This window comes from Enterococcus raffinosus, assembly GCF_019175485.1.
GTDB classification, from domain to species: domain Bacteria; phylum Bacillota; class Bacilli; order Lactobacillales; family Enterococcaceae; genus Enterococcus_A; species Enterococcus_A raffinosus.
The window spans coordinates 1,099,999-1,120,542 of the sequence record NZ_CP072888.1 but is presented as its reverse complement, the minus strand read 5'-3'; the positions used below and the strand labels follow the sequence as shown (position 1 = coordinate 1,120,542).

The window sequence follows — 20,544 nt, the reverse complement described above, 5'->3', positions numbered from 1 at the left end:
AAGAAAAGAGTTGTTCTCTATGCGACATTTTGTCTTCAATATACGCACAATTGCTTTCCTTCAAACAAGAAAACTACTATAAGATGAAACATCGTTTGAAGGAGGAATAAGAAAGGTTTCATCGTCTTCATTAAAGAGCCATTTTGGGTGCTCTTTATTTGTTGCGGAGAAAAACACTTCTTCCTTACAAAAATTGGAGGATTGCTAAATGGGAACTATTAAACAAGTAAATAGAAAGAAAAAAAATGAACTCGCAAATTTGTTGCTGATTTGGGAAAGTTCGGTGGCAGCTACCCACCACTTTTTGACAGCAGAAGACATCCAGTCTTTAAAGCCTGAGGTAAAGAACGCTCTATTAATGATCGATCAGCTTTATGGCTATTACGACCCAACTCTTGTCGGGTTTGTTGGAATCGAAAATGAAAAAGTCGAGATGCTCTTTGTTGCTGCTCATTTCAGAGGAAACCGAATCGGTAAAAAATTGCTTCAATACGCAATTGACGAACAACAGATAAAGTATGTCGATGTAAATGAACAAAATGATCAAGGAATAGGATTTTATCAGCACATGGGCTTTCAACTAGCTGGTCGTTCAGAATTTGACGAGCAGGGGAACGCTTTTCCCATCCTGCATTTAAAAATAAGAAACACTAAGGAGAACTCAAATGAAAATTGAAGAAATTCATTCAAATAAGAAAAAGTTTTTAGATTTGCTTCTTTTAGCAGACGAACAAGAAGACATGATTGATCGGTACCTTGATAGCGGGCGTATGTTTGTCCTGTATGATGACGATCTGAAGTGCGAAGCCGTTGTCACACGATTAAATGAAACGGAATGTGAACTGAAAAATATCGCGACGATGCCAAATGAGCATGGTAAAGGCTATGGCAAAGCCATGATTCAGTTTTTATTCAATGAGTTTTTAACTCAGTATCAAACGATGTATGTTGGAACTGGTGATGTCCCTGGCATCCTGAACTTTTATAAAAAGTGTGGATTTCAAGAATCTCATCGTGTAGAAAACTTCTTTACAGACAACTATCACGAACCGATAATTGACCAAGGCGTTCAACTCGTCGACATGGTTTATTTGCGAGCAGATAAAAAATAAATAATAAATCACGCCTCTGAAATTAATTTTTCGGAGGCGTGATTTATTATAAAAGTTCTTGGTAACGTTGGATATAGATTTTTTTTACCAAGGTAACTAGCAAAAGATAAGCCAAAATCGTGACAACTAACCATAGCCAATATTGATTAGGTAAGATACCTAATCCCAAATTCTGTCCGAAATTTGTAAATGGCAACAAGGTTCCTACAACAATCCCTAAAGTTGTAATGACCGTCATGATAAATGACCCTCTGCTTTGAATAAATGGAATCTGGGGAGTTCTCAGCGCATGTAAAACTAAGGTTTGTGACCAAAGCGACTCGACAAACCAGCCTGCATGGAAAATAGCGATAAAAGCTACCTGCTGATCTGGTGACAATGAGTGATAGCTTCCGCCAATGACAGCTGGACAGACCACAAAATACATCAATAAATACGTGGTAATATCAAAGATTGAACTAGTTGGTCCAAGCCAGACCATAAACTTACCTATACTGGAGGCAGTCCATTTTTTTGGTTTTTCTAAATACTCTTTATCCATCCGATCCCAAGGAATTGAAATACAAGAAATGTCATAAATCAGATTCAAGAAGAGAATTTGTAGCGGCAGCATTGGTAAAAACGGCAGAAAAGAACTAGCTACTAATACCGAAAACATATTCCCAAAATTTGAACTAGCAGTAGCTTTGATGTACTTCATGATATTGCCAAAGGTTTCTCTTCCTGAAAGAATTCCTCGTTCCAAAATCATCAAATCTTTCTCTAGCAAGATGACGTCTGCAGATTCTTTCGCGATATCCACTGCAGTATCAACAGAAATTCCAACGTCGGCTGCCTTCATTGCCGGAGCATCATTGATCCCATCTCCGAGGAATCCAACCGTATGCCCATTTTTTCTGAGCAAACTCGTGATTTTCTGTTTTTGCTGCGGATTTAGCTTCACAAAGACATTGTAATTTTCTGCGATCTCCGCTAATTCATCTTCTTTTAAATGAATTAAGTCTTCTCCATGAATGATTGTTTCCGTTCCTAATCCAACTTGCTTACAAACAGATTTTGTCACTAAGGCATTGTCGCCTGTTAAAACCTTCACACCTACACCGTGTTCTTTCAATGCCTTCAATGCTTGTTTCGTGGTTTCTTTTGGTGGATCTAGAAAAGCTAAATAGCCTATAAGCACCATCTCTGCCTCATCAGCAGTTGAAAATTCACCGACAACACTAGGATTCGTTTTTTGAGCGACCCCGATGACACGTAAGCCATCTTCATTTAACTCGTGTACCTTTTGTAATACTTTTTTTCTTAATTCATTTGTTAATTCTGTGACTTCCCCTTTAAAATCTACGAAAGAGGAAATTTCCAGCATTTCTTCAATCGCGCCTTTTGTAATCATTTGAGTTTTTCCTTGTTGATCCTCCACAACAACACTCATTCTACGCCGCTGAAAATCAAAAGGAATTTCATCTACTTTTTTGTAACGAATCGCATCGGTGTCTAATTCCTGCTTGGTAGATTCAATAATCGCAACATCAATCAAATTTTTTAATCCTGTTTGATAATAGCTGTTTAAATAAGCATGTCTTAGAACTCGATGATCCTCTTCTCCATCACAATCCAAATGATATTCGAGAATGATTTTGTCTTGGGTCAAGGTTCCCGTTTTATCTGTACATAAAACATCAATTGCACCAAAATTTTGAATCGCGTTTAAGTTCTTGATAATTGTGCCATTATTCGCCATCCCTGTAGCACCTTTGACCAAATTAGTCGTTACGATCATCGGCAGCATTTCCGGTGTCAAACCTACAGCAACGGATAAACCAAATAGAAATGCTTCCATCCAGTCCCCTTTAGTAAATCCATTAATAACAATCACTGTTGGCGCCATCAAGGCCATGAATTTAATAAATAAGAAAGAGGTCTTACGAATTCCTAGCTCAAAGCTTGTTTGAACGGGAGTGTCCGATAAAGAACTTGCGACATCGCCAAACAATGTATTTGCACCTGTGGCAATTACAACGCCTTCAGCACTTCCACTAATTACATTACTTCCCATAAATACCAAATTATCATAACTAGTTTCAGAATTCTTATTCCCCATTATCTCACCAGCACTTTTCTCAACAGGATAGCTTTCGCCAGTTAGAGCAGATTGTGAGATGAATAGATCCTTCGTGGTAATCAGACGGATATCCGCTGGAATCATATCCCCTGCGGAAAGTTTTACTAGATCACCGCAGACGATCTCCTCCATCGGAATCTCGTTATAACGATTCTCTCTACGAACCGTTGCCGTTACCTTGACCAATGATTTTAACTTTTCTGCCGCTTTATTTGAACGAACAGACTGTACCAGTGTCATTGTTCCACTGACTAACACCATAACCAAAATAATGCCGCTGCCAAAGAAATCTTTCTCACCTGCTTCTGGCAAGATCCCTTCTGTAACCAAAGAAATGAATCCTAACCCAATTAGTACCAAAGTAAAAGGGGTAATAAATGCTTTTAGAACTTCTATGATAAATGGTGTCGCCTTTTTTAAAGGAAGCTTATTTTCACCAAATGCTTCTCTAGCTTCTAAAACTTCCTCAGCTGATAATCCCAATGTCGATGTATTAAACGTCTCAAAAATATTTTTCACTGTTTTTCTAGCAAATAAACTATAATCTGTCCTTGTTGTTACTTTCTTTTGTTGTCTCATTTTTTTCTCCTTTTCTCCGAAAAAAATATGCCATAATCCTATCCCTATAAACAAGTATAGAGCCATATCTTTTACCGTATTCATCCTTACCCCTCCTGCAATCGACGGGCTTATGGAGAAAAGTGGAGGTTAAAAACAAATAGACAATAGTATCTTGTTTGTTCTTTTCTGCCATAAACCCGTAATTATTGAGCTACTGTCATCCATTTGTTTTCATCTCCTTTTTTTCTGTTTGTTCAAGTGATGATTGAATCTTCTTTTTATAGCTTCTCATAACCAATCTGCCTTCTTCATAATCATCAGAAATCGCCTGGTATCCTAATTTTTCATAAAATCCCCATGCTTGCTTTCTACCAGTTAAAAAAACGAAACAAAAGCCGAAACTCCTCGCGATCTGTTCTGCATAAATCAATAAATTTTTTCCTAACCCTTCCCCTTGAAAATGAGCATCTACTGCAACTTGTTTGATCTGAGCACATTTGTTTGAGATCGGATGTAGTAATAGCGTTCCTACTACTCGATTCCCTCGCTTGACAACCAAGTGAAGATCGTTCTTTTCCTCTCTAGGTGCTTGGAATAGAAGTTGCTTACCAGAGCTTAGCTTTAACTCGTTGTTTCTAAGTGTCAAGGCCTCATTATATAATGGGCTATTCCACTTTGTTAATGTGAACACTGTTTTACCATGATTGTTCCTCCTTATTCTTGTTTTAAAAATAATAATGATTGCTACGTAAAAAAGGCTTTTCGCTCAAAAACTCAGCGAAAAGCCTTACTATTATTCATCCTAAAGAGACAAAGTCGTATAGTCGATCTAATCGTTGAGTTTTGGCACTATACAACGTAAAGACAAACATCTTAGCTACCTTAAGAAAAGCCTTGTATTCGACAGTTCCTGTTCTACCCATTGGCGTCTCTCGACATTTTTGGGCAGTAGCCTATGTTTGTATAGGAGCCTCACCTAACAAATCATATTTTATTTTCGAACACAATATAACAAGTAATAACGAGTCTGTCAAACTTTTTTATGAAAAAAATCCGTTGATCCCTTTATTCACACTTTGAAAAATCCAATTTCATATTGATTTAAAGCGATTTTTTTATTAAAAAAAGTTTTCAAATTAATTTATAGTTTATATAAAAGTTCAGAAAAATCTGAGAGGATATAATTAAATAACGATTGTTTCTATAAAAAAGAGTAGAGCCTCTTGCTCTACTCAATCGTTTTCGACTCTTTTAATTAACCCAAACGAAGTTTTTTTATAATTTCTTCAGCTGTCGCTAAATTCATTCGTTCAGCTTTTCTTAATTGTCTAGAAACTTGTGGGATTTCACTAGTTGTGGCGCCTGCAGTAATCGCTAACGAACGACTTTGCATCGCCATGTGTCCCTTTTGAATTCCTTCTGTGACTAATGCACGAATAGCCGCAAAATTTTGAGCCAATCCAACAGCCACGATGATTTCTCCTAGCTCTTCAGCAGACGTTATTTCTAATAACTTCAAGCTTAATTGCGCTTTTGGAAAAACCTTTGTTGCTCCTCCAACAATTCCAACCTTCATAGGCAAAGTCAGTTTACCAATGAGGGTGTTCTCTTGAATAGACCAATCAGTCATCCCTTCGTATCGACCGTTTCGTGCCGCGTATGCGTGACACGCAGCGGCTACAGCACGTGTGTCATTTCCAGTTGCCAATACCACAGCATCAATGCCGTTCATAATGCCTTTGTTATGGGTAGCCGCACGATACGGATCAATCTTACTGTATTCACTCGCAGAAACAATTTTTTCAGCCAACTCAGGTGAGAGCTGTTCCAATGAAATTTCACATTTCGCTTCAATGAGAGACTGTGTCGCATAATTGCTTAAAATACTAAATAAGATATCTGCTTCTGGCATTAGTTGTCGGACTTCTTGAGCAACAGCCTCCAGCATTGTGTTTAAGATATTCGCTCCCATCGCGTCTTTTGTATCCACTTCTAAGTCGATAGAAACATAACCTTCTTCAAAGGTACGCACTTTTATCGATTGTACTCCACCGCCACGTTGGTAAATAGACGGATAGCTTCTCTCAGCGACCGCAAAAAAGCTTTGTTCGTTGGCATCAACGATTTTTTTCACTTTCTCAAAATCTGTAACGTTCCGCAAAACAATTTGACCAACCATATTTTGATTCATCACACGTGTCGTGATTCCACCAGATTTAGCGATTATCTTCCCTGCATTACTAGCAGCAGCGATAACAGAAGGTTCTTCTGTCGCCATTGGAATAAGCTTTTTTTTTCCATTAATGACGAAATTTTGTGCCAATCCAAGTGGAATGGAGCACTCACTGATTTGATTCTCAATTAAATGATTCGCGATTTTCTCTGGTAATACTGTCTCAGTGGCTAGTTGTGCCGCTTCCTTCGCCGACAACTTTTTTTCTTTGACCAACTTAGCTAATCGTTCGGCTTGGGTCATTTGATAAAACTTTTTTTTTGCAGTTTCTTGATCCTCAGCTTTCGTTATCATCAAAGCTAGACCTAAGCCGCCACCGATACAGAGACTTGCGACGCCTCGCTGTTTGTCCTCTTGTACAAGCTCTGAGATCAAAGTCGTGATAATCCGTGTTCCACTAGCTCCGATTGGATGTCCTAGTGCAATTGCACCACCATAGACGTTGATTTTTTCATTAGGGAGCTTTAATTCCCTTTGAACAGCGACAGAAGCAGCCGCAAATGCTTCATTGATTTGGAACGTATCAATTTCGTCAATCGTTCGGTTTGCTTTGTGTAATAGTTTATTAATCGCTGAAACTGGAGCCATCCCCATGATACTAGGGTCAATTCCCACTTCACTATAGCCATTGATAACCGCTAAATAAGCTAATCCATTCTCAATCGCATAGGATTTCGCCGCTAGAACAACCGCTGATGCCCCATCATTCAAAGTCGAAGCATTAGCCGCCGTAACAACGCCTCCTTCCTTAAAAGCAGGCTTTAAAGAAGCAATTTTCTCAAGTGTTGAATCATGTCGAATCCCTTCATCTTCCCATAACGTGCTTCCATCCGAAAGAGGAATAGGAACGATTTCTGATTCAAATTTTCCATCTTTACTGGCTCTTGAAGCCTTCATTTGGGAATCATAGGCATATTGATCCTGCATTTCACGAGTAATTTGATACTCTTCAGCTACCTTTTCCGCAGTTAGTCCCATATGCTTGCCACTAAAAGCATCTGTCAATCCATCATAGATCATGCTTGATTTTGGTTCCTGCCACTCTTGTGCAGAATAGTCAAAACTTGTCACTTTTGGTGCTTGTGACATGTTTTCAGTTCCTCCTGCGACAACAACCTGAGCTTCACCTAGCAAAATCTGCTGCATTCCAAAAATAACTGATTTCATTCCTGAACCGCAAACTTCATTGATTGTCGTGGCGGGTACTTCATAAGGAATTCCTGCTTTTACTGCAGATTGCCTTGCGACATTTTGACCATTTCCTGCCTGCAATACATTCCCCATGAATACTTGTTCAACTTGATCTGGCGCGAGATCTGCGCGTTTCATCGCTTCTTTTACGGCGAACGCACCTAACTCGACGGCTGAAACAGTTGCTAATTTGCCTTTATATCTGCCAATTGGTGTTCGTACAGCGCTTAAAATAACTACTTCTTCCAAGAGTGCACCTCCAATATTTTCATTAAAAACCAGACGTAAGTATAGCATAGATAGTTTTATAATTTCTTAAGATTCAAACTTAACTAATTTTGACCTTTCTATGATATATTTACCTTTGGAAGAAAAGAATGTCTACTCTACTTTTTTACTTTGGTAATTTAGTGGAAAGATATGCTGGTGAAATTGATTGATGAAGCATTATTCATCAATTAGAAATAGGAGGAGCAATATGAATATAGGGATTGATAAAATCAGTTTCCATGTACCAAATTATTATCTTGATATGACGGACTTGGCAAATGCACGTGAGACTGACCCCAACAAATTTCACATTGGTCTTGGACAAGATCAGATGGCAATTATTCCTGAGACACAAGACATCGTTACTTTAGGAGCAAGTGCTGCTGCGAAAATTCTTACAGATGAGGACAAAAAGAATATCGACATGGTAATTGTCGGCACAGAATCTAGCACCGACTTTTCAAAATCAGCGTCAGTTATCATCCATGAACTGTTAGATATTCAACCATTTGCTCGTTCATTTGAAATAAAACATGCCTGTTACGGTGGTACTGCTGCACTTCAACAAGCCAACGACTATGTTACTTTGCATCCGGATCGCAAAGTTCTAGTTATTGCAGCAGATATTGCTAAATATGGACTGAACACCGGAGGCGAGCCGACACAAGGGTGCGGTGCAGTCGCTATGCTAGTTACTAAAAACCCACATCTATTAGCTTTCAACAATGATAGTGTCTTCTATTCTGAAGATGTTTATGATTTCTGGCGTCCGGCCGGACATGATTACCCATTAGTTGATGGTCACATGTCAAATCAGGTGTATATCGATTCCTTCACTCGTATTTGGGAACAAAATAAAAAAGTCAATCATACAGATAGTAGTGATTATGCCGCGCTGACTTTCCACCTACCTTATACAAAAATGGGACGTAAAGCGCTGCGGGCAATTTTCTCTGAAATGTCGGAAGAAGAGCAGCAACGACTTGAAGCTCGTTATGATGAGGCGGTTGTATATAGTCGACAAGTCGGAAATCTATATACAGGCTCTTTATACCTTGGGCTCATGTCACTACTCGATAATGGGGACTTAGCTGCTGGCGATCGGATTGGTCTATTTAGTTATGGCTCTGGTGCAGTCAGCGAATTCTTTTCAATGACTTTGATGGATGATTACAAAACCTATCTATCAATTGAGGAAAATCAAGCATTGCTTTCAAGTCGTCAACAATTGTCGATTGACGAATATGAAGCGATGTTCAATAAGAAATTACCGACAGATGGAGAAACGTATACTTTCTCTGATTCCACTGATTACGCAATAAACAAAATTAGTGGTGATATTCGTTATTACAATAAATAACTATCGAAAAAGCCAGCTTTTCAGCTGGCTTTTTTGGGCAAAAAAAATAATCTAGCAGGTCTAATGGCTAAGTGTTTTTTCTTCATTCCAGATTTCTGGAATATTCACACTCTTGTCTAGGTCTTAAACGTCTTTGTGGTTGAATTTCGTTTAAGCCTCACCATTAAGTGGAGAAATGGTTCTACTGTCTACATTTCTCTTCCCCGCTAGATTAGAATAACTTGGTAAGGAGACTTCAAATCCCTACTTCCTTTCTGCCATTTCGGCATTCACTTTGAAATGAATACTGCTTCCATTCATTTCTGTTGTACAATTTTACAACCTTAGGGACCTACCCCTTACATCTATATTTATAACACATTTTACTGATTTTTGCAACCGTTTACAATCTGTTTGTTTATCTTTTTCATGTTATAATTCTGTGGTCAGATAAAACGATTATGATTCACTCATTTTAATAAATAGGAGGCGTCAGTTAATGAATATTTTATATATCTCGATCTCTGGAAATACAAAAGCTTTTATAAAACGCTTGGAGGAATACGGGAAAGAACAACATGAGTTAGACTCAGCAAATCCATTGATTTCAGCCAAAGAAATTTCAGAGAACAGTATTTTTGAAGTGGAAGAATCTCCTTTCTTTACTTTTGTTCCCACCTATTTAGAAGGCGGTAACGGTGTAGATAGCGGGGATACTGAGATCCTGACCGAAGTGATGCGTGAATACTTAGAATACGAAGATAACTACAAAAAATGTCTAGGTGTAGTTGGCAGTGGAAACAAAAACTTTAACTACCAATATTGCTTAACCGCAAAACAATATAGTGAAGCTTTTGGTTTTCCCTTTTTAGCGGATTATGAACTAAGAGGGACCTCTGCAGATTGTGAGCATGTGTACCAGATTTTAAAGGAGAAAGCCGCAAATTAATCATTTACTAATTATTCTATTGACTTTTTCTCATGTTAGGGGCATTCTTTTAAAATAAGAATTTTTTTGAGAGAGGCGTGTTGGAATTGAGAAAAGTCGCAATTATCGGTGTAGGTCATGTTGGAAGTACGACAGCTTATACCTTGATTTCAAAAAATATAGTAGATGAGCTGGTTCTTTTTGAGCCAAGAGAAGCTATTCTTAGAGCAGAATTAAATGATCTGATGGATGGACAAATGGAACAAAATAATCAAGTACGACTAATCGAACCTGATTTAGCTGAGTTGTCAGACACTGACATCATTGTTTTTTCAGCCGGCGACATTTCCATCTTCGAAGGAAATCCTGATCGTTTCGCAGAATTGAACCTTACTAAAAAGATCGTGGAGGAATGGGCACCAAAAATCAAAGAATCTGGGTTTAATGGAATACTATTGAACATTACCAATCCATGTGATGTGATCACCCAGTATTTGCAGGAACTAACAGGTTTTCCTCAAGAACGAGTGCTAGGCACAGGTACTACGTTAGATACTGGACGCATGAAACATGCTGTTAGTCAGAAATTGAACGTTCATCCTTCTTCAATTGACGGCTATGTTATTGGTGAGCACGGTGAAAGCCAATTCGTTGCTTGGTCAAGTGTTCGCATAGGTGGAGTACCAATTACAGATACCTTATCTGAAGAGAAACTTGTAGCATTAGATGCTGCTGCTCGAGATGGTGGCTGGGTTACGTTCAGAGGTAAAGGCTATACTTCTTATGGGATTGCCATTCAGGCCTCACGAATTGTTGAAGCCATTCTGAATAATAACTATCTAGTCGCTCCAGTCAGCCATTATCATCCTGCTGAAGACTGTTATGTAGGCTCTCCAGCAAAGCTTTCACGACAAGGAATCATGGAAAGCTTTCCTTTAGATCTTTCAAATGCAGAACAAGTAAAATGGCAACAGACGATTCAGACGATTCATTCCATGCACGGGACAATATAAAAAAACGGACATCATGTCCGTTTTTTTATGCACTCTTGATCGTTGATGCTACTTTTTTCCAATCAAAACCAATCAATTTTGCATTAGGGGTTCGATAGTTAAAGACTTTTTCATTTTCAAGAGGTTCAAAATAATTTTTGATCGCCCGAATCACAGAATTATGACAGACTAATAAATAAGTATTTTCAGAATCCTGTTCCAATTCTTCCAGCAATGGGACAATTCGCGCGTAAACATCCATCAAAGATTCTCCATTGGGATACCTGACTGCAAATTGTGTTCTTAATTTTAAATACCCTTCAGATTTATCACTTGTCCCATCGTAATCCCCGTAATCTAACTCTATTAAGCGTTCATCCATATTCATTAGCAACTGATTTTTTTCTGCTACGATCCGTGCAGTTTCTCGCGCTCTTTCTAACGGCGAATGGATTATTTTAGTTATGGGCGTTTTAAGGGCTGCTACTTCTTCTGCTAAAAATTCGGCTTGCTTATACCCCACTTCTGATAAAGATATATCACTTCTACCTGAAATGATCCCCTTCCGATTCAATTCAGTCTCACCATGTCTCGCAACGTAAAGCAAATAAAACAATCCTCTCTATCCTATAAATTGAAAATCATGGAGTGATTCCCAAGATAATTCTTTCTAATAAACTGGTAATAGCCACCAACTTTATCACTTTATCATTAGAATGAAAGGACGTCTACTTTTTTACTGAAAATAATTGCTATCTTTCCACGCCGTAAGCTCGCGGTATAATAAGATGATCAATTAGAGGAACGAAACAATTCATAATTAATAGAATAAAGGTCATTCCCTCTGGCATCGAACTTAGCTCCCGCCAAGCCATCAATAACAAACCGCAGCAAATCCCGTAAATAATCTCTCCTTTTAGTGTCGTGGGCGAGGTACTGTAATCTGTTGCCATAAAAAAGGCCCCCAGCATCGTAGCACCACCAAAAACATGGGCAAAAACAATCGTCAGATCCCCTTTTCCTATGAATAGCGCTAAAATAATAATTGTACCAATCATACAGAAGGGAATATGCCATGTAATCACCTTTTTATATAAGAGAAATAATCCGCCTAAAAGTAGAAGAATAGCGGTCGTTTCCGCATTTTTACCTGCAATTAGACCTGTCAGACTATCCACCATCTGACCAGAACTGAGTGATTCACCAGCTTTAGCTTCCATCAATGGAGTTGCTGATGATACCACATCTAAACCATTTATTGAAAAAAACGGCTGTGGCTGAACATTTTCAGACATCTCTTTGACAAAAATTAGTCTTAAAACAGCACGACCAGTCAAGGCGGGATTCAATAAATTCCTACCGATACCGCCAAATAACTCTTTTGCAACAATAATTCCAATGACTCCACCTAAAGCCGGATACCATAAGGGGACACTTACCGGTAGACTCATCGCTAATAAAACTCCCGTAACAGCCGCTGAATAGTCTTTAGGCAATGAGTGATTACGAATCCTAAACCATACAAATTCTGAAAGCAGACAGGTCGTAATCGAAATTACATATAAGAGCAGCGATCGAGCACCAAAGAAAATAATTGAGGCAACGATACTAGGAAATAGTGCCAATAATACGAGTCGCATGATTTGGTCGGTTTTTTCATGAAAAAGCAAATGCGGGGATGCTTCCATCATCGGATACCGCTTGCTGCGAACTTCTTCGAAAGAACGGTTATTATCCATAATCAGGCCTTCCTTTCTTTGAGCGTGTGCTGTCCTGCGACGATATGTTCAGCTAGATGACGCCTTGCAGGGCAAATATAGGTACAGCAGCCACAGTTGATACAGCTATCCACATAAAGCTTTTCTAGACGTTTCCAATTTTCCTTTAAATAGCTTTTTTCAAGCTGATGAGGCAATAGGCCAATTGGGCAGACTTCTACACAACGCGCGCACATGATGCAAGGACTGGGGGAGCTGTCCTGATCATGTGTTTCATTTATAACAATCAATCCGTTGGCAGATTTCGTCAAAGAAGCCGCCATTGTATCGACCGTCTTTCCCATCATAAAACCACCTGTAATAATTTTTGATGGTTTCCCCTCAAATCCACCGCAAAAGTCAATCATATCTTCAATCGTCGTTCCAATGGGGAAATAGACATTCTTTTGCTTTTTTACATCTCCAACTACTGAACATATTCGATGGCTAAGAGGAATTCCTGGATCAATGGCCTCAAAAACTGCCACGGTCGTAGCTACATTAATAATCAAATAACCTAAATCTCTAGTTGATCCGTCGGCTGGTGCTTCTTTACCTGTAATAGCTTTAAACAACATCTCTGTGCTCCCCTGAGGATAGACAGACGGGACTTCCGCAACGGAGAGCTTCGGATTATCTTTAGACAGTCTTCTCATCACTGTGATGGCTTCTTGCTTATCATCTTCAATCGCGATAATTCCTTCATTTGCCTTTGTTGCTTTTAAAACTAATTCACACCCTTTAATCAACTTTTCACCTTGAGTAACCATTAATGCAGCATCTGCCATTAATAGCGGTTCACATTCTGCTCCATTAAAAATACAAGTATGAATTGTCTCTTTAGGATTCAATTTTACATGACTAGGAAATGTTGCACCACCCAAACCAACTACTCCCGCAGCCTCAACACGTTCAACAATCCTTTCCGAGGATAAATCATCAATTGTCTCATGATGAATCTCTCGCGGTTGTTCACGAAAATCATTTTCGATCACCACGCAAGTCATCTCATTGTCTTGGCCTTGATCAATTTCCTTTATTTCAATAATGGTTCCAGAAATACTGGCATGAACGTTTGCCCCCAATCCTTCATCCATTTTCGCGATCGTTTGACCTAAGAACACTTCTTCTCCTACTGATACCATTACTTCCGCAGGTTCACCAATGTGTTGTTGAACCGGAATATAGACCTTTTTAGGATGTATGTTTTCCACTTTTTTATAATTATCAATTCCTCTTAAATGTAAAGCAGAATCTTGATGCAGATCAATTCCGCCTTTAAATGCTTGCTTGTTCATCACGTTCCTCCAATATTCTTCATATTTTTAGTATATCATGAACATTTTATAGCTAAAAATAATACCCTTTATCCCAAAAAATCTAATTAGATAATTTGAAAAGTTATTACATAACCATCCTAGTTTAGTTAGTTTCTGGATTATCAAAATCGTTTTTTCTGATGATAGCACTATAATTTAATGTAAAACAAAAAAGCATTCAACAGACCGATCTACTCAATGGTGGGCTACCCGTCAATAGGACAATGAAATAATGAATGATTTTTAGAACTACTCTTCGCTTCTTGAAGAGTAGTTTTTAACTTTTCTAAGAAACAACTACCGCGCTGCCGCTTGGTTGGTCATGCGTTTCAAACACAAAACAAAGGACGTTTTATGTTTGAAACGCACGAATGATTAGGCTGCTTCGTAATACAGATTGTGATACTCCATCGGTGTCAACACATGCAATTTCCGTTGATAGCGCCCATTGTTGTAATAGTCCATATAATTCGCAATCATCGTGACTAGTTCTGTACGACTCGTAAATTTCTTGCCGTAATATTTTTCTCGTTTGATCATTCCCCAAAACCCTTCCATCGGACCATTATCGATACATTTTCCAACACGAGACATGCTTTGCGTCATTTCAGCTTCAATGATTCTGTTATAAAAATTCTGATGCGTATATTGGAATCCACGATCGCTATGAAAGAGCGGGTGAGCATCAGGTTCTGTTTCGATTGCTTGATCGAAGGTATCAAAGGCAATATTCAGGTCATTGGTATCACTAATGACGTAAGAAACAATCCGACGATCATAGAGGTCTAAAATCGCGCTTAAATAAACCTTGTGGATTTCTGGTCCCTCATAATATTTGAATTCCGTTACATCCGTTAGCCATTTTTGATTCGGCGCTTCGGCAGTAAACTTACGATCTAAAATGTTTTCGGCGGTGTGGTAGGGATGATTCGCTCCTTTTGTAATACTGTTGGCAGAGTGTTTGATGGTCGACTGAATCCCTTCATGTCGGCAGATACGCAACACGCGTTTGTCATTGACATGAATATCGTGTTCTCGAAGCAAGTCATTATTAATCCCGCGATACCCTTTTTCAGGATGTTCATTATGAATGATCCGTATAACTTTCGCCAATTCCATGTTTTCTAGCGTCCGTTCACTATAGGGATGTTCGATCCACCGCAAATAAGCCGAACGAGTGACACTCATGATTTTACACATGGGTAAGATGGCATAGGCTTTTTCTTCGTGAAGTTCTTTGATTGCTTCGTAAGCAACTACTTTTCTGACTTGTCCTAGCGATCCCTTCTTTCTAATTCCTTTACTTTTTTTAACAGGTCGATCTCCATCTGTTGGTATTTTACTTGTTCTTCGAGTTGAGCGATTCTGATTTGCGCGTCTTCCTCTGGGGTGCGACTTTCTTGTTTGGCTTTTCGTTGTCCACGACGATCTTCTAAACCGGCCTTGCCTTTTTTTTCGTAACGCTTTACCCAATTGTAGAGATTGGCATATTTCACTTGGTATTTGACTGCGGTCCTGCTGTAATCATAGTCATTTGCGATACAATACAGGACCATTTCTACACGTTCTTCCAAACTGAATTTTTTTGTTTGTCTCACGTTGCTTCCACCACTTTCTGATTTGAAGTCTCCATGAGTATTATATCTCTTAATCCAGTCTCGAAGTTGAGTTGTACTTCTTAATTCGTATCTTTTAGCTACTCTCAATAGGCTGTCTGAGCCATTCAGATAATCAAGAACGGCTTCAAGTTTTAGTTCCTTTGAATATCCCTTATTCTTTCTTGTGGCAATCAACCCAGCAGGACCTTCGTTTTCATAAATTGCGCACCATCGTTTCAACGTAGTGGAACTAATTCCAGCTTCTTTAGCGGTTCGAGCTGATCCTCGTTCTCCATTCAAATACTGCTTAACAAACTGTACTCGTTTTTCCACAGTAAGTTTCATCTGTCTTTTTCCCATAATAAATACCCCTAACTAGGACTTAATTATTTCGGCTCTATAATTTCTAGGACTGATAGAAAATCATTCTATCGGTCCTTTTTGAGCATGAAAAAACAAAACATACAGAAGCTCCGTTAGAATTGAATCACCACAACACAAGCAAAGGAGCGTTCTGTATGCCTGATCTTCATCATATCAAACTACTACTTGGAATCAAAGATAAAAACATTTTCATCACAAATGTGGAATCGAAGAGCATTAAGAATATCAAGAGTCTTGTTGTTTCTGCGACGTTAAGTAAAGAAATTCGTCGCTGTCCTTTGTGTAAACAGATGAATCATGAAGGCATGATCGTTAAGAACGGAAAGAAAAAATCGCTCATTCAACTTAATAAATGTGCGAACCAACTGACTTATCTTGCTTTAGCGAAACAACGCTACCACTGTCGTGGCTGCCACACCTATTTTACGGCGAATACCTACATTGTCGATAGAAACTGCTTTATCGCTAAACAAGTGCGCTATAAAATTTTAGAAGAGCTAACGGAAAAACAAGCAATGACGACAATCGCTAAGCATTGCGGAGTTTCTTGGTCGACCGTTTCTCGGACACTCGCTTCTCTGATCCCCATGACAAAAGTAAAAAGAAATTGGTTACCGCGTTGTTTATTAATGGATGAATTTCGTTCACTGAAAAATCAAGTCGGTCCCTACTCCTTTTCTTGTATGGATGGCGATACTGGAAAATTACTGGATATTCTTCCTTCACGGAAGAAAAAGGCTCTCGTTTCTTATTTTATGCAATTTGAACGACGCGCACGATTGAAGGTAAAGGTCATCGTGACGGACATGAATGTTTCTTATGCCTCTCTGATAAAGGAATGTTTTCCAAAGGCAAAACTCGTTGTGGATCGTTTTCACATTGTCAAACATCTCATTCGTAAATTTGAGGATATTCGCGTACGAATCATGAAAAGCTTTGATCGAAACGATCCAACACAAGCCAAATATTATCGACAATTAAAGGCGTTGTCTCGGCTTCTGATCAAACGACAGGACAAGCTTGTTTATGACAAATGGACCAAATGGCGCAATTTTGGTTGGGCGTATCTCACCGAAAGTGAAGTGGTGGATCGTCTGCTTTCGATCTCTGACGAATTACGAATCGCCTATTTTTACTATCAAGAAATTCTTCAAGCGTTTCACGACAAAGAGGCGGACACTTTCTTTAAACTTGTAAGAACGATGCCCAATTCCGTTCCAAAAGAACTGCATTCTATAAAAAAAGCTTTTATAAACTATGAATCCGGCATTCGTTTAGCCCTCGAATTGCCTTATTCAAATGCCAAAATAGAAAATCTGCATACCCACATCAAAGCATTGAAACGAGTCGCTTATGGCTTTCGAAGCTTTCGGAAAATGAAGACCAGAATTTTCTTACTAAATAATCTGATTACCTATGAATCAAAAAACATCTAAAGTAGAAAAGGAATTCTACCTTAGATGTTCTTATCTCACTCTATCAGTCCTATTTGACAAAGAGCCATTATTTCTTTGTCCTAGTTAGGGGTAGCATATCACAACTGTTGAACGCTGAATTTTCTACATTATTTATCAAAAAAAGACTATCCACGACATGGACAGTCTTTTTGGGCGTGGCGACGTCCTAATCTCACAAGGGGCAACCCCTCACTACAATCGGCGCTAAGAAGCTTAACTTCTGTGTTCGACATGGGAACAGGTGTATCCTTCTCGCTATCGCCACCACACTGCTATTTACTTGAGTAAACTTCGTTCACTCAAAACTGGATCAGAAACGTTTTTAAACGACCGACAATCATTTTATTTTGGTTAAGTCCTCGATCGATTAGTATCAGTCCGCTCCGTACATCACTGCACTTCCACTTCTGACCTATCTACCTGATCATCTCTCAGGGATCTTACTTTCTTAAAGAAATGGGAAATCTCATCTTGAGGTGGGCTTCACACTTAGATGCTTTCAGCGTTTATCCCTTCCCTACATAGCTACCCAGCGATGCCTCTGGCGAGACAACTGGTACACCAGCGGTAAGTCCATCCCGGTCCTCTCGTACTAAGGACAGATCCTCTCAAATTTCCAACGCCCGCGACGGATAGGGACCGAACTGTCTCACGACGTTCTGAACCCAGCTCGCGTGCCGCTTTAATGGGCGAACAGCCCAACCCTTGGGACCGACTACAGCCCCAGGATGCGACGAGCCGACATCGAGGTGCCAAACCTCCCCGTCGATGTGGACTCTTGGGGGAGATAAGCCTGTTATCCCCAGGGTAGCTTTTATCCGTTGAGCGATGGCCCTTCCATGCGGAACCACCGGATCACTAAGCCCGACTTTCGTCCCTGCTCGACTTGTAGGTCTCGCAGTCAAGCTCCCTTGTGCCTTTACACTCTGCGAATGATTTCCAACCATTCTGAGGGAACCTTTGGGCGCCTCCGTTACTCTTTAGGAGGCGACCGCCCCAGTCAAACTGCCCATCTGACACTGTCTCCCACCACGATCAGTGGTGCGGGTTAGAGTGGTCATAACACAAGGGTAGTATCCCACCAGCGCCTCTGTCGAAACTAGCGTCCCGACTTCTACGGCTCCTACCTATCCTGTACATGTGGTACAAACACTCAATATCAAACTGCAGTAAAGCTCCATGGGGTCTTTCCGTCCTGTCGCGGGTAACCTGCATCTTCACAGGTACTAAAATTTCACCGAGTCTCTCGTTGAGACAGTGCCCAAATCGTTACGCCTTTCGTGCGGGTCGGAACTTACCCGACAAGGAATTTCGCTACCTTAGGACCGTTATAGTTACGGCCGCCGTTTACTGGGGCTTCAATTCGTACCTTCGCTTACGCTAAGCACTCCTCTTAACCTTCCAGCACCGGGCAGGCGTCAGCCCCTATACGTCATCTTTCGATTTTGCAGAGACCTGTGTTTTTGATAAACAGTCGCTTGGGCCTATTCACTGCGGCTGATCGTTAGATCAGCACCCCTTCTCCCGAAGTTACGGGGTCATTTTGCCGAGTTCCTTAACGAGAGTTCTCTCGCTCACCTTAGGATTCTCTCCTCGACTACCTGTGTCGGTTTGCGGTACGGGCCATTGTTTTCTCACTAGAAGCTTTTCTCGGCAGTGTGACATCAGGAACTTCGGTACTATTATTTCCCTCCCCATCACAACTTGTCCTTAAAGACGTAAGCATTTGACTCACATCAAGACTTATTGCTTGGACAGACATTTCCAATCGTCTGATTCCTTAGCCTCCTGCGTCCCTCCATTGCTCAAACAAAAACAACGGGTACAGGAATATCAACCTGTTATCCATCGCCTACGCCTTTCGGCCTCGGCTTAGGTCCCGACTAACCCTGGGCGGACGAGCCTTCCCCAGGAAACCTTAGTCATTCGGTGGACAGGATTCTCACCTGTCTTTCGCTACTCATACCGGCATTCTCACTTCTAAGCGCTCCAGCAGTCCTCACGATCTACCTTCAACGCCCTTAGAACGCTCTCCTACCAACACACCTATTGGTGTGTTCCACAGCTTCGGTAAACTATTTAGCCCCGGTACATTTTCGGCGCAGGGTCACTCGACTAGTGAGCTATTACGCACTCTTTAAATGGTGGCTGCTTCTAAGCCAACATCCTAGTTGTCTGTGCAACCCCACATCCTTTTCCACTTAATAGTTATTTGGGGACCTTAGCTGGTGGTCTGGGCTGTTTCCCTTTCGACTATGGATCTTATCACTCACAGTCTGACTCCCAGAGATGAATGGATGGCATTCGGAGTTTATCTGAATTCGGTAACCCGAGATGGGCCCCTAGTCCAAACAGTGCTCTACCTCCATCATTCTTACTCTGAGGCTAGCCCTAAAGCTATTTCGGAGAGAACCAGCTATCTCCAAGTTCGTTTGGAATTTCTCCGCTACCCACACCTCATCCCCGCACTTTTCAACGTACGTGGGTTCGGTCCTCCAGTGCGTTTTACCGCACCTTCAACCTGGACATGGGTAGATCACATGGTTTCGGGTCTACGACCACTTACTCATTCGCCCTATTCAGACTCGCTTTCGCTGCGGCTCCGTCTTTTCAACTTAACCTCGCAAGTAATCGTAACTCGCCGGTTCATTCTACAAAAGGCACGCTATCACCCATTAACGGGCTCTAACTTGTTGTAGGCACACGGTTTCAGGATCTATTTCACTCCCCTTCCGGGGTGCTTTTCACCTTTCCCTCACGGTACTGGTTCACTATCGGTCACTAGGGAGTATTTAGCCTTGGGAGATGGTCCTCCCGGATTCCGACGGAATTCCTCGTGTTCCGCCGTACTCAGGATCCTCCTAGGTGCCAGTCAAATTTTGTCTACGGGGCTTTTACCCTTTCTAGCAGACCTTTCCAGGTCCTTCGACTATCTCACTGGACTACCATATCGGAGTCCTACAACCCCAAGAGGCAAGCCTCTTGGTTTGGGCTTTTCCCGTTTCGCTCGCCGCTACTCAGGGAATCGATTTTTCTTTCTCTTCCTGCAGGTACTTAGATGTTTCAGTTCTCTGCGTCTACCTCTAATCAGCTATGTATTCACTGAAAAGTAACATCCTATAAAAGATGCTGGGTTCCCCCATTCGGAAATCTCCGGATCAAAGCTTACTTACAGCTCCCCGAAGCATATCGGTGTTAGTCCCGTCCTTCATCGGCTCCTAGTGCCAAGGCATCCACCGTGCGCCCTTATTCACTTAACCTTATCCTAACTTGCGTTAGGG

General features: G+C 40.5%; 14 protein-coding genes, 2 rRNA genes and 1 riboswitch. Of the genes, 6 read left to right on the top strand and 10 right to left on the bottom strand.

The window, feature by feature from the left end:
- Positions 1-208 precede the first annotated feature (208 nt).
- Both J9537_RS05460 and J9537_RS05455 read left to right on the top strand, forming a co-directional pair.
- The gene (locus J9537_RS05460; protein WP_218257012.1) at positions 209-676 is read left to right on the top strand and encodes a GNAT family N-acetyltransferase; all 468 of its coding nucleotides are present in this window, start codon (positions 209-211) and stop codon (positions 674-676) included.
- Positions 666-1,112: a GNAT family N-acetyltransferase gene (locus J9537_RS05455; RefSeq protein WP_218257011.1), complete on the top strand. Its 447-nt coding sequence runs from the start codon at positions 666-668 to the stop codon at positions 1,110-1,112. The genes J9537_RS05460 and J9537_RS05455 overlap by 11 nt, the downstream gene beginning before the upstream one ends.
- A 46-nt stretch (positions 1,113-1,158) precedes the next feature.
- On the opposite strand, the gene mgtA is transcribed toward J9537_RS05455, so the two are convergent.
- From mgtA to J9537_RS05440, 3 genes are all read right to left on the bottom strand, one after another.
- On the bottom strand, positions 1,159-3,813 hold the full coding sequence (gene mgtA, locus J9537_RS05450) for a magnesium-translocating P-type ATPase (RefSeq protein ID WP_218257335.1): 2,655 nt from the start codon (positions 3,811-3,813) through the stop codon (positions 1,159-1,161).
- Between the two features lie 199 nt (positions 3,814-4,012).
- On the bottom strand, positions 4,013-4,441 hold the full coding sequence (locus J9537_RS05445; RefSeq protein WP_245001294.1) for a GNAT family N-acetyltransferase: 429 nt from the start codon (positions 4,439-4,441) through the stop codon (positions 4,013-4,015).
- Between the two features lie 175 nt (positions 4,442-4,616).
- A riboswitch (M-box (ykoK) riboswitch) is annotated at positions 4,617-4,786 on the bottom strand.
- Between the two features lie 264 nt (positions 4,787-5,050).
- Positions 5,051-7,468: a hydroxymethylglutaryl-CoA reductase, degradative gene (locus J9537_RS05440; RefSeq protein ID WP_218257009.1), complete on the bottom strand. Its 2,418-nt coding sequence runs from the start codon at positions 7,466-7,468 to the stop codon at positions 5,051-5,053.
- Positions 7,469-7,697: 229 nt separating this feature from the next.
- Here J9537_RS05440 and J9537_RS05435 point away from each other — a divergent pair, with 229 nt between their 5' ends.
- From J9537_RS05435 to J9537_RS05425, 3 genes are all read left to right on the top strand, one after another.
- Positions 7,698-8,849 carry a hydroxymethylglutaryl-CoA synthase gene (locus J9537_RS05435; RefSeq protein WP_218257008.1) on the top strand — a complete coding sequence of 384 codons (1,152 nt, stop codon included), beginning with the start codon at positions 7,698-7,700 and terminating at the stop codon, positions 8,847-8,849.
- Positions 8,850-9,327: 478 nt separating this feature from the next.
- Positions 9,328-9,777, top strand: a complete 450-nt coding sequence (nrdI, locus tag J9537_RS05430) for a class Ib ribonucleoside-diphosphate reductase assembly flavoprotein NrdI (RefSeq protein WP_218257007.1) — start codon at positions 9,328-9,330, stop codon at positions 9,775-9,777.
- 86 nt (positions 9,778-9,863) lie between these two features.
- The gene (locus J9537_RS05425) at positions 9,864-10,769 is read left to right on the top strand and encodes a lactate/malate family dehydrogenase (RefSeq protein ID WP_218257006.1); all 906 of its coding nucleotides are present in this window, start codon (positions 9,864-9,866) and stop codon (positions 10,767-10,769) included.
- 25 nt (positions 10,770-10,794) lie between these two features.
- Here the strand turns inward: J9537_RS05425 and J9537_RS05420 are convergent, their stop codons facing one another.
- The 5 genes from J9537_RS05420 to J9537_RS05400 all read right to left on the bottom strand — a co-directional run bounded on the left by J9537_RS05420 (position 10,795) and on the right by J9537_RS05400 (position 15,782).
- Positions 10,795-11,355, bottom strand: coding sequence for a histidine phosphatase family protein (locus tag J9537_RS05420; protein ID WP_218257334.1), 561 nt, complete (start codon positions 11,353-11,355; stop codon positions 10,795-10,797).
- Between the two features lie 145 nt (positions 11,356-11,500).
- Positions 11,501-12,487, bottom strand: a complete 987-nt coding sequence (locus J9537_RS05415; RefSeq protein WP_218257005.1) for an RnfABCDGE type electron transport complex subunit D — start codon at positions 12,485-12,487, stop codon at positions 11,501-11,503.
- A gap of 2 nt (positions 12,488-12,489) precedes the next feature.
- Positions 12,490-13,803, bottom strand: a complete 1,314-nt coding sequence (rsxC, locus tag J9537_RS05410) for an electron transport complex subunit RsxC (RefSeq protein ID WP_218257004.1) — start codon at positions 13,801-13,803, stop codon at positions 12,490-12,492.
- A gap of 396 nt (positions 13,804-14,199) precedes the next feature.
- Complete coding sequence (locus tag J9537_RS05405) at positions 14,200-15,120, bottom strand: IS3 family transposase (RefSeq protein WP_315968035.1); 921 nt, start codon at positions 15,118-15,120, stop codon at positions 14,200-14,202.
- On the bottom strand, positions 15,099-15,782 hold the full coding sequence (locus J9537_RS05400; RefSeq protein ID WP_060789657.1) for a helix-turn-helix domain-containing protein: 684 nt from the start codon (positions 15,780-15,782) through the stop codon (positions 15,099-15,101). The genes J9537_RS05405 and J9537_RS05400 overlap by 22 nt, the downstream gene beginning before the upstream one ends.
- 158 nt (positions 15,783-15,940) lie before the next feature.
- Here J9537_RS05400 and J9537_RS05395 point away from each other — a divergent pair, with 158 nt between their 5' ends.
- Positions 15,941-17,242: an ISL3 family transposase gene (locus J9537_RS05395; RefSeq protein WP_002302440.1), complete on the top strand. Its 1,302-nt coding sequence runs from the start codon at positions 15,941-15,943 to the stop codon at positions 17,240-17,242.
- Positions 17,243-17,416: 174 nt separating this feature from the next.
- Here J9537_RS05395 and rrf read toward each other — a convergent pair.
- Together rrf and J9537_RS05385 are read right to left on the bottom strand one after the other, a co-directional pair.
- Positions 17,417-17,532: ribosomal RNA gene (rrf, locus tag J9537_RS05390) — 5S ribosomal RNA — on the bottom strand.
- Between the two features lie 78 nt (positions 17,533-17,610).
- Positions 17,611-20,523 (bottom strand): 23S ribosomal RNA (locus J9537_RS05385).
- Positions 20,524-20,544 lie beyond the last annotated feature (21 nt).

Excerpts from the sequence above, each read along its gene's own strand:
- J9537_RS05395 (WP_002302440.1), top strand. The coding sequence starts at position 15,941 with ATGCCTGATCTTCATCATATCAAACTACTACTTGGAATCAAAGATAAA.
- J9537_RS05415 (WP_218257005.1), bottom strand. The coding sequence starts at position 12,487 with ATGGATAATAACCGTTCTTTCGAAGAAGTTCGCAGCAAGCGGTATCCG.
- J9537_RS05460 (WP_218257012.1), top strand. The coding sequence starts at position 209 with ATGGGAACTATTAAACAAGTAAATAGAAAGAAAAAAAATGAACTCGCA.
- nrdI (WP_218257007.1), top strand. The coding sequence starts at position 9,328 with ATGAATATTTTATATATCTCGATCTCTGGAAATACAAAAGCTTTTATA.
- J9537_RS05400 (WP_060789657.1), bottom strand. The coding sequence starts at position 15,782 with ATGGGAAAAAGACAGATGAAACTTACTGTGGAAAAACGAGTACAGTTT.
- mgtA (WP_218257335.1), bottom strand. The coding sequence starts at position 3,813 with ATGAGACAACAAAAGAAAGTAACAACAAGGACAGATTATAGTTTATTT.
- J9537_RS05455 (WP_218257011.1), top strand. The coding sequence starts at position 666 with ATGAAAATTGAAGAAATTCATTCAAATAAGAAAAAGTTTTTAGATTTG.
- rsxC (WP_218257004.1), bottom strand. The coding sequence starts at position 13,803 with ATGAACAAGCAAGCATTTAAAGGCGGAATTGATCTGCATCAAGATTCT.
- J9537_RS05435 (WP_218257008.1), top strand. The coding sequence starts at position 7,698 with ATGAATATAGGGATTGATAAAATCAGTTTCCATGTACCAAATTATTAT.